Genomic DNA, 16,863 nt, shown 5'->3' with positions numbered 1-16,863 from the left:
CCTGGGCGGGTGCGGTGCTCACGACAGGATCTCCTCTTTCACACTATCTGCGGCGGGCGCCCTGCGCTCCGCGGGTTTGCCGGTGAGGGACAGGAATACGTCGTCGAGGCTGGGCCGGTGCACGCGCGCGTCGACCACGCAGACGCCCGCGTCGTCGAGCCGGCGCAGCGCCTCGACCATGGTGCGGGTGCCGTCGCCGACCACGATGGTGAGTTCGTCGCCGTCCGAAGCCGGTTCGCCGATACCGATCTGGGCGAGGACGCTGCGCGCGGGCGCCGGGTCCTGCCCGGGAGCCAGGACCACGGTGAGCTTGTCGCCGCCGATGGCGGTCTTGAGCTCGTCGGCCGAGCCCCGTGCGATGACGCGCCCGCGATCGATGACGGTGATGCGGTCGGCCAGCAGATCGGCCTCTTCCAGATACTGCGTGGTGAGCAGCACGGTGGTGCCGTCGTCGACGAGTTCGCCGATGACACGCCACATATCGAGGCGCCCGCGCGGATCGAGGCCGGTGGTCGGCTCGTCGAGGACCACCACGGGCGGGCGGCACACCAGCGCGCCCGCGAGGTCCAATCGCCTTGCCATACCACCGGAATAGGTGCCCGCCCGGCGTCCGGCCGCATGCTCGAGCCCGAGCACGGACAGCAGTTCCTCGGCGCGGTCGCCCGCCTGTTTGTGGTCCATCCCGTACAGGCGCGCCACCATGCGCAGGTTCTCGAAGCCGGACAGGTTGGCGTCGATGGCCGCGTACTGCCCGGACAGTCCGATGCGGGTCCGGGCGCGCCCCGGATTCTTGATGACGTCGACCCCGGCAATGCGGACCGTGCCCGAGCTCGGGCGTAGCAGGGTGGTGACGATGCGCACGGTGGTGGTCTTGCCCGCGCCGTTGGGCCCGAGCAGTCCCATCACTGTGCCGCACGGGATCGCGAGGTCGATCCCGTCCAGCACCCGCACTTTTCCGTAGTACTTGACCAGTCCCTTGACTTCGACGGCGAGACTCACTGGTGCTCCCCCTCCACTCGATCTGCGAGGGCCGCGAGATGCTCGCGCAGGACCGGCCCGATGGCGGACAGTGCTTCCGGTGTGGTCATGCCGGCGTGCGTGCAGCGCACCAGCTGGTCGTGCACGACGCCGGTGACGTACGGCCGCCAGGCCGCCGCGCAGCGGTCCGGGTCGGTGCGATTGATGTCGTCCTCGGCGGCGGTGAAGAAGAGCAGATCGCCGTCGAAGACGCGGGGCCGGAACCCGTGCGCCTGTGCGGCGCCGTTGGTGTAGCCGGTGTAGAGCCGTTCCATGTGTTCGACGGTCAGCGCCGCGAACGGCCCGGACCGGCTGCGCAGCAGTTCCGCGGCGTCGTGCAGGTTCATGGTGGGATCGATATCGGCATCGCCCCCGAGCAGGTCGCTGCCGAATTCCGCGATGATGGCCGCGACGCTCGGAATGGCGTGTTCCAGCCACTGATCGGACAGCTGGTAGCTGTCCATCAGCGCCAGCAACGCCACCTCGTCGCCGCCGTCCTGCAGCTGTACCGCGACCTCGTGCGCGATGAGCCCGCCCAGCGACCAGCCGAGCACATGGTAGGGACCGTGCGGCTGCACGGATTTCAGGTGTGCCACATAGTATTTCGCGGCCGCGGAGATGGTGGCGTGACTCTCCTCGCCTACGACGTGCGGGGCCTGCAGGCCGTACACCGGCCGCTCGTGCGGCAGCTGCGACAGCAGTCCGGCGAAGCACCAGGCCAAACCGATGGCCGGGTGGATGCAGAACAGCGGCGGCACAGCGGAATCCGTGCTCGGACGCAGCGGCAGCAAGGGTTGCAGGGCGGCGGCGAGCGCCGCCCCGGCGTCACCGTTCGCGTCGACGAGCCGGCGTGCGATGCCGGCCGGGGTGGATTCCCCGAACATGGCCTGCACCGGCAGGTCGATTCCGGCCGCCCGCACATGCGCCACCACCTTGGTGGCGAGCAGCGAATTGCCGCCGAGTTCGAAGAAGCCGTCGTCCGCGCCGACCTGTTCGATGCCCAATACCTCGGCGAAGGCCGCGCACAGCGCTTCCTCCCACGAGTTCCCCGGCGCCCGGTAACCCTCGCGGGCGGCGAACACCGGTTCGGGCAGCGCCCGCCGGTCCAGCTTGCCGACCGGCGACAGCGGCACCCGGTCCAGCAGCATGATCGACTGCGGGACCATGTAATTGGGCACCAGCTCGGCGACATGCGCGGTCAGCTCGGCCGCGCTGGGCGCGGTGCCGTTGCGCGGCTTCACATACGACACCAGCGCGGTGGACCCGGCCGGGGTGCGGTGGCCGATGGTGGTGGCGAACTCCACCGCCGAGTGCCGGGACAGGGCCGCGTCGATCTCGCCCAGTTCGATGCGGAAGCCGCGGATCTTGACCTGATGGTCGGTGCGGCCGACGTATTCGAGATCCCGTGCGCGCCCACTCTTTTCGAGCCAGCGCACCAGATCGCCGGTGCGGTACATGCGCTCGCCCGGCTTGCCGAACGGGTTGGCCACGAACCGCTGTGCCGTCAGCCCGGGCCGGCGCAGGTAGCCGCGGGCCAGGGCCGCACCGGCGAGGTGCAGTTCACCGGTGACTCCGGCCGGAGCCGGATGCAGGCGCGCGTCGAGCACGGTCGCGCCGACACCGCGGATGGGCCCGCCGATGGTGATCTGCCCGCCCGGGGTCATGGGCTGCGAGATCACCGTCACGATGGTGGTTTCCGTGGGGCCGTACACGTTGTAGAGGCGGCGGCCCGGCGCCCAGCGGGCGACCAGGTCGGGCGGCAGCGCCTCACCACCGACGAGCACGTGCCGCAGCGCGGTGACCCCGGTCGGGTCGACGGTGCCCAGCGCGGAGGTGGTGATGAACGCGTGCGTGATGCCCTCGTCGATGAACACCCGCCCCAGCTCGTGCCCGCCGACCACCCCGGCCGGGGTGATGACCAGGGTGGCCGCACCGCCCAGGGCCAGCAGCAGATCCAGCATGGCCGCGTCGAAACTCGGTGTGGCGAAGTGCAGGACGCGGCAGCCGGGACCCACGTCGAAACGCTGCGCCGTCTCGGCCGCGAAGTTGGACAGGCCGCCGTGGGTGACCACCACACCCTTCGGGATGCCGGTGGATCCCGAGGTGTAGATGACGTAGGCCGGGTTGTCCATGCGCAGCGAGCTCACCCGCTCGCTGTCCGAGATCGGCGCATCGGTGGTCGCGAGCACCCGCCGCCGGAACGAGGGCGCGTCCAGCACGGTCCAGTTCGCGCCGTCGGGCATGCGCTCCCGGTAGGCCGAGAGCGTGATGCCCACGGCCGCACCGGAATCCAGCAGCATATGACTGATGCGCTGTTCCGGATAGTTGGGGTCGACGGGCACGAACGCCGCGCCCGCCTTGGCGATGGCCAGCATGACCGCCACCGATTCCGCCGAGCGCGGAATGCCCATGGCCACCAGGGTTTCCGGGCCGACACCGTAGCCGATGAGCACCCGGGCGAGCCGGTTGGTCCAGCGGTCGAGGGCGTCGTAGGTGATCTGGGTGCCGGCCGAGCGCACCGCGATGGCCTGCCGGTTGAGGTTGGCCGCCGCCTCGAACACCTCGGAGAAGGTGATGGGCAGGCCCGGTTCGGCCCCGCGGACCGGGGCCAGCACCGACCATTCACCGGAGTCGAGCAGTTCCAGATCGCCCACGGCGGTGGCCGGATTCGCGGCGGCCGCGCCGAGCAGTCGCACGAAGCGCTGTGCGAGCCGTTCGGCGGTGCGGGCCTCGAACAGGTCGGCGGCGTAGTTGACCGACACGGTGATGCCGTCGGGTTCGCGTGCCGCCGTCCAGGATTCGGTGAGGGTGAACTGCAGATCGAATTTGGCGATGCCCGGATCGGCGTCGTCGGCTTCGATGCGCAGGCCCGGCAGTTCCAGCACCCGCACCGGGGCGTTCTGTACCGAGAGCATGACCTGGAACATCGGGTGATGGGCCTGCGAGCGCACCGGATTGAGCACCTCGACGAGCCGCTCGAACGGCACGTCGGCGTGCGCGAAGGCCTCCAGGTCGGTGTCGCGTACCGCCCGCAGCAGGTCACCGAAGGCGGCGCCGCTGTCGAGCCGGGTGCGCAACACCAGGGTGCCGACGAACATGCCGATCAGGCGGTCCAGCGCCGGATGCCCGCGCCCGGCGATCGGGGTGCCCACGGCGATGTCATCGCCCGCGGTGAGCCGGTGCAGCAATGCCACCAGCGCGGCATGCAACACCATGAACATGGTGACGCCGTGTTCGGCTGCCAGCACCTGCAATTCGCGGTGGGTGAAGGCGTCGAGCCGGCATTCCACCGTGCCGCCGCGATAGGTCGGCACCGGGGGCCGCGGCCGGTCGGCGGGTACGGAGAGGAGTTCCGGCAGGCCGTCGAGGGCGCGCCGCCAGTAGTCGAGCTGGCGGCTGCTGACGGATTCCGGATCGTCCTCGCGGCCCAGCACATCCTGTTGCCACAGCGTGTAATCGGCGTACTGGATGGGCAGTTCGGGCCATTCGGGGTCTCCACCGCCGGCATGGGCGCGGTAGGCCGCGGCCACGTCGGCGGCGAGCGGCTGCAGCGACCAGCCGTCCATGGCGATGTGGTGCACGACCAGCACGAGAATGTGCTCGTCGTCCGCCGCATCGGTCAGCTGCAGCAACGCCGCGCGCAGCGGAACCATGGTCCCGAGGTCGAAGCCGGCGGCGGTGACGCGCCGGATCTCGGCCGCTACCTCGCTGCCGCGGCAGGTGCGCAGCGGCAGCGGGACGGCGGCCTCGTCGGGATCGAGGATCTGCTGGCAGGGTTCGCCGTCCACCTCGGGGAAGACGGTACGCAGGGTTTCGTGCCGGTGCTGCACGTCGAACAGGGCGCCGCGCAGGGCCTGGACGTCCAGATCGCCGCGCAGCCGCAGCGCGACCGGGACGTTGTAGGCGCCCAGGGCCTCACCGTTTTCGCCGGAGGCGTTGAACTGCTCCAGGAACCACAGTCGCCGCTGCGCCGCGGACAGGGGAATCCGTTGCGGGCGAGTGCGTTTGCGCGGCTCCGGGCGCAGGTCCGCCGAGGCGGAGCCGGTGTCCAGCGCCGCGGCCAGTCCGGCGACCGTGGGCGCGGCGAAGACGGCGCGCACCTCGAGCCGGACTCCGGTGGCGGTGGCCAGCCGGGCCACCAATTGGGTGGCGAGCAGCGAGTTTCCGCCGATCTCGAAGAAACTGTCGTCGGCGCCGAGCTGGTCCAGCCCGACCAGATCGCCCATGACCTCGGCGACCAGCCGCTCGGTATCGGTCTCCGGATCACGGGAGACCACCACCGCGAGGGCCGTCGGCTGCGGCAGGGCCTCGCGGTCGAACTTGCCGACCGGGGTGAGCGGAATGCGGTCCAGCAGGGTCAGACTGCTCGGCACCATGTGCGCGGGCAGGCGCTCGGCGCAGTGCCCGCGCAGCTCCTCGGTGTCGATGGCCGCGTCCAGGTCGGTGGGCAGCACATACGAGACGATGCGGCGGGTGCCCGCGATCTCGCGGACCTCGGTGTGCGCGAAGCGGATTCCCGCATGCGCGGTGAGCACGGCGTCGATCTCACCGAGTTCGATGCGGAATCCGCGCACCTTGACCTGGTGATCACTGCGGCCGAGATAGAACAGCTCACCGTTCGCGGTCCAGCGCACCACATCGCCGGTGCGGTACATGCGCGAGCCCTCCGGCCCGTACGGGTCGGCCACGAAACGGGCGGCGCTCAGGCCGTGCCGATCGAAATAGCCACGCGCGCTGCCCTGTCCGCCGACATACAGCTCACCGGGAACCCCGACCGGCACCGGCCGCAGCCGTTCGTCCAGGACCAGCGCCCGCGCACCCCGCACCAGCGTGCCGATGGTGACCGGCTCACCCGGATTCATGGGTCCGGCGATGGTGACGACCACGGTGGTCTCGGTGGGCCCGTACCCGTTGTACATGAGCCGGCCCGGCGCCCAGCGGGTCACCAGTTCCGGCCCGCACGCCTCGCCGCCGACCATGACGGCCCGCAGATGCGGCAGCGCCCAATGCTCGCGGTCGATGGTGGCCAGCGCGGCCGGGGTCATGAAGGTGTGGCTGACCTCCTCGCGATCCATGAGCGCCGCGAGTTCGTCGCCGCCGTAGATGTCCGGCGGGACCACGACCATGGTCGCGCCCGACCCGACCGCGAGCAGCAGGTCGAAGATGGCCGCGTCGAAGCTCGGCGACGAGAAGTGCATGGTGCGCGAATCCCGGTCCACGCGCATGCGATCACGGATCTCGTCGGCGAAGTTGGACAGGCCGCCGTGGGTGACGGCCACGCCCTTGGGTTTTCCGGTGGACCCGGAGGTGTAGATGACATAGGCCAGGTCGGCGGTCCACAGGGTGGTGATGCGGTCGGCGTCGGTGACCGGCGCGTCGTCGAGCACCTCGAGTTCGTCGAGCAGGGTGGCGTCGTCGAGCATGAGCCATTCCACGGTGTGCTCGCCGGCGGCCGCGTACAGCCGATCGGCGTCGGCGGTCATGGTGATGCCGACGGTGCACCCGGAGTCGACGAACATGTGCCGCACCCGATCCGCCGGATAGCCGGGATCCACGGGCACGAACGCCGCCCCCGATTTGGCCACCGCCAGTACGGCCAGCACCGATTCCACCGACCGGGTCAGGCCCAGCGCCACCCGGTCGCCCGGGCCGAGGCCGCGCCGGATGAGGGCGCGCGCCAAGCGGTTCGAGTAGACGTCGGACTGCAGGTAGGTGAGTTCGGTCTCGTCGAAGCGCAGGAAGGCGCGATCGGCATTGAGATGCGCGGTCGCCGCGAAGTACGCGGCCAGGCTGCACTGCGGTTCCGGGACCGGACCCCAGGCGGGCGTGAACAGTTCGCGTTCGGTGTCGGTACGCGCGTCGATATCGCGGACCCGCACCCGCGGATCGGCGGCGACGGCCTCGAATACGCGCAGCAGCCGACCGGCCAGTGTCTCGATGGTGGACTGGTCGAAAAGCTCGGCCGCGTAGACGAATTCGAACACCCGGTCCTCGGCGTGCACACCGGGCAGCACGCGCAGTTCCAGATCGAACTTGGCCAGCGCGATATCGAGTTCCTCGGCGCGCAGGCCGAGTCCGGGCAGTTGCAGCGCCGGCAAGGGCGTGTCCTGCACGGTCAAGGCCACCTGCAGCAGTGGGCGGGTGCCGCCCGCGCTGCCGCCGAGTTCCTCCACCACGCGCTCGAACGGGACCTCGGCGTGTGCCATGGCGGCCAGTTCGGTATCGCGGTCGGCCTGCAGCAGTTCCGCGAAGTGCCGGTCCGGGTCCACGTCCGAGCGCAGGATCAGCGTGTTCACGAACATGCCGACCAGCTCGTCGAGCCGGGTATCGGTGCGGCCAGCCACCGGGGTGCCGATGACGATATCGCGACCGCCGGTCACCACCCGCAACAGCACCGCCAGGGTCGACCTCAGCACCATGAACAGGCTGACCCCGTGCGCCCGGGACAATTCGGCGAGTCTGCGCTGCAAGGCTTCCGGCACCTCGAAACGCACCGCCCCGGAACGCTGGGTGGGCTCCCCCGGCCGCGGCCGGTCGTAGGGCAGCGGCAGTTCGTCGGGCAGATCCGCCAGCGCGGCCCGCCAGTAGGCGAGCTGGCCGGCGGCGGCGCTGTCCTCGTCGACCTCCACGCCCAGGCATTCCCGTTGCCACAGGCTGAAATCGGCGTACTGCACCGGCAGCGGCGTCCACGCCGGGGCCACACCGCCGGTGCGGGCGGTGTAGGCGACCGCCAGATCACGGGTCAGCGGGCCCAGCGACCAGCCGTCGGCCGCAATGTGATGCAGCACGATACCGAGCAGGTGACGGCGTTTCCCGGTGCGCAGCAAGGCCATTCGCAACGGGATCTCGCGGGGCAGGTCGAAACCGCGGCGGGCCAGCGAACGCAGGGTGGCCTGCGCGGCCAGTTCGTCGGATTCGACGGGCTCCAGCATGGGCAGGCAACGGGCGGTGTCGAGGACCACCTGGTGGGCGCCCTGCTCATCCTCCGGGAAGACGGTGCGCAGCACCTCGTGCCGGTCCACGATATCGGCCAGTGCCGCCCGCAGCGCCGCGATGTCCGGATCGCCGTCGATCCGCAGCACGAATGCGATGTTGTAGGCACTGGATTCGGGGGAATATCGATTGAGGAACCAGAGCCGCTGCTGGGGCAGCGAGAGGGGGATGCGTTCCGGACGCGGGGTGTGCACCGCCAGCGCCGCACGCTGCGTCCGGGGCGCTTCCTCCAACCGCACGGCCACGCCGGCCACGGTCGGCACCTCGAAGATGGCGCGCACCGGCAGCTCGACCCCGAATTCGGCATGCAGGGCCGCGGTGAGCCGGGTGGCCAGCAGCGAATTGCCGCCGATCTCGAAGAAGTTGTCCTCCGCCCCGTGCACCGGGGTGCCCAGGACCGCGCCGAACACCTGCGCGACCTGCTGCTCCAGCTCCGTCTCCGGCGCCCGCGAGGGCGCTGCGGCCACGAATTCCGGTGCGGGCAGCGCCTTCCGGTCCAGCTTGCCGGACGGACTGACCGGCATGTGCGCCAGCACGGTCAGCGCCGAGGGCACCATATAGCCGGGCAGCCGGCCGCGCGCGGTCTCCAATACCGCGGCCACGTCCAGCTCGGATTCCGGCTCGGACGTGAGATACGAGACCAGGCGCGGAATCCCGCGCTCGTCGTCGTGCACCACGGTGAGCGCGTTCCCGACGCCCGGATGCGAGCGCAGCACGTGGTCGATCTCGCGCAGTTCGATGCGGAAGCCGCGGATCTTGATCTGATCGTCGGCCCGCCCCAGGAACCGCAACTGGCCCACACCGTCGGCGACCACCAGGTCACCGGTGCGGTACATGCGCTCACCCTTGCGGCCGTGCGGGTTGGCCGGGAAACGTTGCGCCGTCAGGCCATTGCGGCCCAGATAGCCGCGGGCCAGGCCGGGACCCGACAGGTACAGCTCACCCGCGACGCCCGGCGGTACCGGGTGCAGGCGGCCGTCGAGCACGAACAACCGCATACCGCGCACCGGCAGGCCGATCGGTACCGGCTGCCCGGCCACCATGGGTCCGGTGGCGGTGGCGGCGACCGTCGCCTCGGAGGGGCCGTACATATTGTGCATGTGGCGAGCCGGCCGATCCCCGTGCGGCTCGGTCCACACGCGCACCAGCTCTTCGGGGCAGGCTTCACCGCCGACGATGACGGCTTCCAGGTCCGGCAGATCCTCGGTGGGCACGGTGCCCAGCGCGGCCGGGGTGACGAAGGCGTGCGTCACCCGCTCCGCGCGCAGCACGGCCGCCAGTTCCGCACCGCCGTAGATGCCCGCGGGCACCACCACGATGGTGGCCCCGGCCGCGAACCCGAGCAGCAGCTCCAGCACCGAGGCGTCGAAACTCGGCGATGAGAAGTGCAGGGTGCGAGCCGAATCCGTGACCTTGAACAGATGCATCTGCTCGTGCGCCAGCGACGCCAGGCCCGCATTGGTGACCACCACGGCCTTGGGCTTGCCGGTGGATCCGGAGGTGTAGATCAGGTAGGCCGGGCCGCCGGTGCGCAGCGGATGGTGCCGTTCCCGATCGGTGACCGGGGTATCCGGGAACTGCGCGCTCTCCTTCGCGAGCGCCTCGGAGCCGAGCAGCAGCCAGTCGACGTAGGTCTTGCGGTGCCGGCCGCGATTGCGCGGCCAGTCCGGCATATCGGCGTGGCATTCGGCATTGGTGATGCCGAGCATGGCGCCCGAGTCACCCAGCATGTGCGCGATGCGGTCGGCCGGGTAGTCGGGATCGATGGGCACATACGCCGCACCGGTTTTCGCCACCGACCACACCGCGAGAATGCTCTCCAGGCCGCGCGGCAGGGCGACGGCGACCACCACTTCGGGGCCGGCGCCGTGGTCGATGAGCACCCGCGCCAGGCGGTTGGAGCGCTCGTCGAGCTCCCGATAGGTGGTGTCGATACCCAGGTAGCGCACGGCGATCGCGTCCGGGACGCGCTCGGCGGTATCGGTCAGCAGGCGGGCCAGCGTGGTGGAGGGCTCGGCGGGAGAACCCATGATGGGCACCAGCTTCGCGGTCTCCCGCTGATCCAGGATGGGCAGGTCACCCACCGGGACGGACGGATCCGCCACCGCGGCGGCCAGTATCGCCCCGAAGCGACGGGCGATGGCCTCCACCGTGGTGTGGTCGAAGACGTCACCGGCATAACCGAATTCGGCGGTCAGCCCCGCGTTCTCGGCGCCGGGACCGGACGGCTCGTGCACGGTCAGCTGCAGGTCGAACTTGGCCACGTCGGCGGCCAGCGGCAGAATCGCACTGCGCACGCCGGGCAGTTCGATGCGCAGTTCCGGGCTGTTGTCGTAGGACAGCATGACCTGGAACAGCGGGTGCCGGGCGGCGGATCGCTCCGGATTCACCACCTCGACCAGTCGCTCGAACGGCACGTCCGCATTGGCGAAGGCGTTCAGGTCGATATCGCGGACCTCGGCGAGCATCCGATCGAATCCGGCGGCCGGATCCACCCGGGTGCGCAGTACCAGGGTGTTGACGAACATGCCGACCAGATCGTCGAGCGCGGGATCGCTGCGCCCGGCGATCGGGGTGCCGATGGCGATATCGGCCGTATTGCACAGGCGCGCAAGCAATGCCGCCAGCGCCGCGTGCAGCACCATGAAGGCGCTCACCCCGCGTTCGGCCGCCACCGCGGCGAGCCGGCGGCGGGTCTCGGGGGCGATGGTGAATTCCACCCGGCCGCCCTCGGTGGAGCGCTGCCGCGGGCGCGGGCGGTCCAGCGGCAGATCCAGCTGATCGGGCAGGTCCGCCAGGGCGGCCCGCCAGTAGGCCAGCTGCCGGGACAGCGCGCCGGCGGGATCGGCCTCGTCGCCGAGCAATTCGCGCTGCCACAGCGCGAAGTCCGCGTACTGCACGGGAAGTGGCGCCCAGGCAGGCGGCTCCCCCGTGCCGCGGGCCGCGACGGCGACCATGATGTCGCGGATCAGCGGCGCGATGGACCAGCCGTCGCCGCTGATGTGGTGCAGCACCATGAGGAAGACGTGACTGTCCGGCCCGGTGGCGTACAGCGCCACCCGCACCGGCGACTGACTGCGCAGATCGAAGCCGTATCCCGCGAATTCGCCCGCCAGCTCGAGCACATCGGCCTCGGTGGCGTCGATGGGTTCGAGGGTGAGCGGGATCTGCGCGGCCGGATGCACCACCTGGCACGGGCCGTCCGGCGTATCCGGGAAGGTGGTGCGCAGGCTCTCGTGCCGTTCCAGCACATCGACCAGCCCGGCCCGCAGGGCCGCGATGTCCAGCGGCCCGGTCAGTTCCACCGCCAGCGACATGTTGTAAGCGGCGGCGTGTTCGGCGAACCGGTTGAGGATCCACAGTCGCTGTTGTGCCAGCGACAGCGGAATGTGCTGCGGCCGTGGGCCTGCGACCAGCTTGGGCGAGGCCTGCTCGGTCTTGGGTTCGGCCAGGCGCACGGCCAGTTCGGCCACCGAGGCGGATTCGAACAGGTCGCGGATGGTCAGGGCGGCGCCGAGGCCCGCATTGACGCGGGCGATCGCCCGGGCGGCGGTGAGCGAATTGCCGCCCAGGTCGAAGAAGCTGTCCTGTACGCCGATCTCGTCGGTGCCCAGGACTTCGGCGAAGATGGCGGTGAGCGCCTGCTCCACCTCGGTGCTGGGCGCGGCGACCGGTTTGGCCGGGCGGCGCGCGGCGGCGCCGGGTTCGGGCAGGGCCTTGCGGTCGACCTTGCCATTGGCGCTGAGTGGTAGTTCGTCGAGCACCATGAGCACCGACGGCACCATGTAGCCGGGCAGTACGCGCCGCAGTCCGGCGGTCAGGTCGGCGGGATCCGGTGCGCTGGCGCCGGGTACGGCCACCACATAGCCGATCAGTTCGTCGCCGCCGCGACCGCGCCGGGCCACGCACACCGCGCGCGCCACCCGGTCGTCGGCGAGCAGGGCGTTCTCGATCTCCCCGAGTTCGATGCGCAGCCCGCGCACCTTCACCTGGAAGTCGCTGCGGCCCAGGTACTCCAGCACGCCGGAGCGGCCCGCGCGCCAGCGCACCAGGTCACCGGTGCGGTACATGCGGGTGCCGGGAGTGAACGGGTTGGCCACGAACCGATCCCCGGTCAGGGCCGGGCGGCCCAGGTAACCGCGGGCCAGCTGCACGCCGGCCAGATACAGTTCGCCGACCACGCCGGGCGCGACCGGCCGCAGCCGCCCGTCCAGCACATAGGTGCGGGTATTCCAGATGGGCGCCCCGATGGGCACATCCGCGGCGCCGGGCCGGCAGTGCCAGGCGGTGACGTCCACGGCGGCCTCGGTGGGGCCGTAGAGATTGTGCAGTTGCGGTGCGTCCGGGCCGGCGCCGAGGGCGGCGTGGAATTCGGTGACGGTGGCGGCGGGCAGTGCCTCACCGCTGCAGAACACCTTCCGCAGGCCGGTGCAGCCGCGCACATCGGTGTCGGTGAGGAACACCGACAGCATGGACGGCACGAAATGCGCCGTGGTGACGCCCTTCTCGGCGATGATCCGGGCCAGGTAGCCCGGATCACGGTGCCCGTCGGGCGCCGCGATGACCAGCCGGGCGCCGATCTGCAAGGGCCAGAAGAACTCCCACACCGAGACGTCGAAGGTGGCGGGGGTCTTCTGCAGCACCACATCGGCGCCGTCGAGGGGGTAGGCGTGCTGCATCCAGCGCAGCCGGTTGACGATGGCGGCGTGGGTGACGCCGACGCCCTTGGGCTTCCCGGTGGAGCCGGAGGTGAAGATGACGTAGGCGAGGTGATCGGCGCGCAGCGGGGCCCGCCGATCGGCGTCGCCGAGGGGGCGGCCGCGATGCCGCGACAGGTCGGCGGTATCGATATCGAATCTGCTTGCCGTGCGCGGCAGTTCGAGCCCGTCACGGGCGGTGGTCAGCACGCACAGCGGTGCGGCCTGCTCGAGGATGGCCTCGATGCGGTCGGCCGGGTGATCGGGATCGATGGGCAGGTAGGCGGCGCCCGCCTTCACGATGGCGTACATGCCGATCAGGAGATCCAGGCTGCGCCGCATGGCCAGGCCCACGAGGCTGTCCGGGCCCGCGCCGCGGGCGATGAGTTCGCGCGCCAGCCGATTGGCGCGGTCGTCGAAGGCGGCGTAGGTGAGCGTCTGCCCTTCGAAGTCGAGCGCGATGCGGGTCGGGCACATGGCGGCGCGGTCGGCGAACAGGCCGGCCAGGGTGCCTTCCTGCCGGGCCACCTGGGTCGAATTCCATTCGAACAGGACGCGTTCGCGCTCGAAGTCGGTGAGCACGGGCAGATCGGCGACCACCGTCTCCGGGGCACTGGTGACGAACCGTTCCAGGTGATCCAGGAAACGCCCGTGATGCATGGACAATTCGGCATCGCTGTAGAGGCGCGGGTTGGCCTCGAAGTCGATGTGGGTGCGATTGCCGGCGCCGTTGTAGAGGTTGATGGACAGGTCCTCCACCGGACCGGTGGACAGCACGTTCAGCGAGCCGACCAGGCTGCCGAACTTCAATTCGCTGTGGAACAGCATGAGATTGACCATCGGCCCGAAGAAGCCGCGCGCATCACGCGAATAACCGCAGTCGCGGCGGATATCGTCGCTGCGGTAGCGCTGATGCCGCAGCGCGCCGGTGATCTGCAGTTCGATGGCGCGCACCGTATCGGCGACGGTATCGGTGGCCTCGAACTGCACCCGGATGGGCACCACATTCGACACCACGCCCGCCGAACGGCGCAGCGCCACGGTGGTGCGCGCGGAGACCGGAAGGCTCAGCACCACATCCTGATTGCCGGTGACCGCCCGCACGTAGGCGGCCAGCGCGGCCACGAACAGGGCGGAGGGGTTGGAGCCGAAGGCGTTGGACGCCTCCTGGATGGCGGCGTCGGTCTGCCGGCTCAGGACCGCGGTGGCGCAGCGGCGGCTCGCGTCGGTGCCGGCGGCGGCGCCGTTGACCGACAGTGTGATCGGCTCGCCGACCCCGGCGAGTTGTTCCTTCCAATAGTCGCTGTCGCCGACGAAGCGGGTGGTCCCGCGGTAGCGGTTCTCCTCGGCGTAGATGGTGGCCAGCGGTGTCGCGCGGGAGACGACCGGTTCGAGCCGGTCCTCGAGCGCGGTGTAGATCTCCGCGGTGCGCGTGACCGCGTTCATGGCGCCGTACCCGTCGATGACGATGTGATGGGCGCGCGAATACCAGATGTAGTCCGAATCCCCCGTCCGCAGCACCACATTGATGGTGAGCGGATCGTGCTCGATATCGATGGGCGAGCTGGCGTGGTCGTTCATCCAGGCCAGTGCCGCCGCGCGCGGGTCGGCTTCGTCCCGCAGGTCTATCCGTGCCCAGCCGGGCCGCCAGGTGGGGTCCACCACCTGGTGCGGAACGCCGTCGATCTCGAGCAGGCGGACGTGGCCGACCTGACTTTCCGAGCCGAAGCGTTCGATGGCGTACAACAACCGGCCGGCATCCAGATCGCCGCGCACATCCACGTATTGGGCGATGGTGAGGGGGATGTCGGGCCGGATGCGCTGGGCATACCAGAGGGCCGTTTGCGCGGCAGAGAGCACGAAAGGTTGAGCCGAGAATTCACCCGAAGAACATTGGTCGACACGGTCGGTGGCCAATGAACTCATCAATGCACTCCGTTCTGACGCTGTTGACGCAACTCCCCGAGCCCCGAAAGCGATCACCACATGTCCTTGGTGTCGGGCTTTCGCGCGCACGCGCGAGCCGTAGGACGTGATCCACGCCCTATGATTCGGAGCATCACGCCGAGCGGATCGGTGGTGATCTCGAGTTGCCCGCAACGAACAGCGTTGGCGGAGCATGTTTTTAGGTCAGCTACTTCAAAGCAAACCTCGCGACGGTCGCGTAACTCGCAAAAAGGAACCGCACGATCTCGGACATATCGGGGCGAACCATCAAGCTGTAGCTACGAACTGGCGAACTTCGGTCGCCGAAGCGGGACGGCCCTCGTCACACGTGCCCGCCGCACCTGCCGGTGCGCTATCGCTGCGAATCGCTGAACTTACGGCTGTGCGGGTCTCCGGCGCTTGATCAGCGCCACCACTGCGGCAGCCGCGGCAAGAATACACAAGAATGCCTCCGGCGCGGGACCTAACCGCGTCGCGAGTGTCGTGTTGTCCCGCAATGGAAGTTTCGCCACCAGCGCCGCCGGAACAAACTGCTGGGTCTGTTGCTGGATGGCGCCGTCCGGGGTGATCATGGCGCTCACGCCCGTGGTCACCGACACCACCACCGCGCGACCGTGCTCCACTGCGCGCACCCGCGACATGGCCAGCTGCTGATAGGTCATCTCACTCTTGCCGAAGGTGGCATTGTTCGACGGCACCGCCAGCAACTGCGCGCCCGCCCGCATGGACTGCTCGAAGGCGCGGTCGAAAGCTACCTCGTAGCATGTCGCCACGCCGATCGCGACCCGCGGACCGCCGTCGGCCGGCTGCACGTGCACCACGCCGTCGCCCTTGCCCGGCACGAAATATCCTGCGCGGTCGGCATATTCGGAGAAGTGACGGAAGAAGCTGCGATAGGGCAGATACTCACCGAAGGGCTGGATGATCTTCTTGTCGTGCCGCTCGCCCGGACCGTCCGCACCGTTCCACACGATGACCGAATTCGTGGTGGTGCCATCATCGTTCACGAGCACCGCGCCGACCAGGATGGGCGCCTTGATGTCCCGCGACGCCTGTGTGATCTCGTCGTAGGCGTCGGTATTGCGGATCGGGTCGATATCGGAGGAATTCTCCGGCCAGACAACCACATCCGGCTGCGGGAACTGCCCGGCCGCGACGGCCTTGACCAATTCCTCGGTTTCCCTGACGTGATTGTCGAGCACCGCGCGCCGCTGGGCATTGAAGTCCAGTCCCAGGCGCGGCACGCTGCCCTGGATGGCGGCGACCGTGATCGGCCGGTTGCCGTCCTCCGGGCCGGGCAGCGCGGTCCGGAGGATCACTCCGGTAATGGGAACTATAGCCACAAGCATTGTCGCAGCAACAATCCGGTACCACGATGTGGGACGCCACGCCGTCCATCTGGGACTATTCGCAGCACCTTCCCCCGCCTGCGACACCCGCTCCCCCGCAACCGGATTCCGCAGCTGCCCCAGCAACCGCACCGCGAGCCACGCCAGCCCCGTCCCCGTCACGGCCACCGCGAAACTCACCAACGGCGCCCCGCCCACCATCGCGAACGGCAGATACCACCCGTCCGCCTGCCCGAAAGCCAGCTTCCCCCAGGGAAATCCCCCGAACGGAAAACTCGCCCGCCCCCACTCGGTCAACGACCAGGCAGCACCCACCCACAACGGCCACCAAGCCAACCGCCCGATCAGCCGGGTGAGCACCCCGAACAACCCGACATACACCGCACACGCCGTCGACAAGGCAATCCACGGCACCGGCCCCACATAGATCCCGGTCCACGGCAGCAACGGCAGAAAGAACGCCATCCCACCCACGAACCCGACCCCGAAAGCCCCACGCAGCCGCCGCGTTCCACGCACCGCGAGAGTCAGCACCGCAATCCCGACCGGCGCCAGAAACCACAACGTCCGCGGCGGGAAACTCGCATACAACAACAACCCGGCCACCACGGCAGCCAGCAACCGAACAAGCCCCGGCCGCTCAGCCACCCACGCGGTAACTCGTGCGACCGGCCCGCCCGGCACCGCAGCATCGGGTTCTGTTGCCGAAGCGGCCGATTCGACGTCGCTCACGGGCGAACCGCTCCCGTTTTCGGCGGTTACGCCGGCCGAGGGGGCGCTGGAAGCCTCGCTGCGGGATTCGGGGGACTGTGCCGCCGCAGACTTACCCGAGTCGGTAGAGGACCGTGACCCGGACTCGC

At 69.8% G+C, this 16,863-nt stretch carries 3 protein-coding genes; all 3 read right to left on the bottom strand.

Features of this window, described 5'->3' with window-relative positions; all coding sequences use genetic code 11:
• Positions 1 to 18 precede the first annotated feature (18 nt).
• Positions 19 to 999, bottom strand: coding sequence for an ATP-binding cassette domain-containing protein (locus ACIP5Y_RS19580; protein WP_400351666.1), 981 nt, complete (start codon positions 997 to 999; stop codon positions 19 to 21).
• Positions 996 to 14,633, bottom strand: coding sequence for an amino acid adenylation domain-containing protein (locus tag ACIP5Y_RS19575; protein WP_400351665.1), 13,638 nt, complete (start codon positions 14,631 to 14,633; stop codon positions 996 to 998). The genes ACIP5Y_RS19580 and ACIP5Y_RS19575 overlap by 4 nt, the downstream gene beginning before the upstream one ends.
• 395 nt (positions 14,634 to 15,028) lie before the next feature.
• Positions 15,029 to 16,687 (bottom strand): apolipoprotein N-acyltransferase, encoded by a 1,659-nt coding sequence (lnt, locus tag ACIP5Y_RS19570; protein WP_400353804.1) that lies wholly within the window; start codon positions 16,685 to 16,687, stop codon positions 15,029 to 15,031.
• Positions 16,688 to 16,863: the final 176 nt, after the last annotated feature.

Origin of the sequence: Nocardia sp. NPDC088792 (assembly GCF_044750615.1) — a bacterium.
Lineage (GTDB): Bacteria > Actinomycetota > Actinomycetes > Mycobacteriales > Mycobacteriaceae > Nocardia.
The sequence above is the reverse complement of the archived record's forward strand: the minus strand, read 5'-3'. Positions and strand labels throughout refer to the sequence as shown.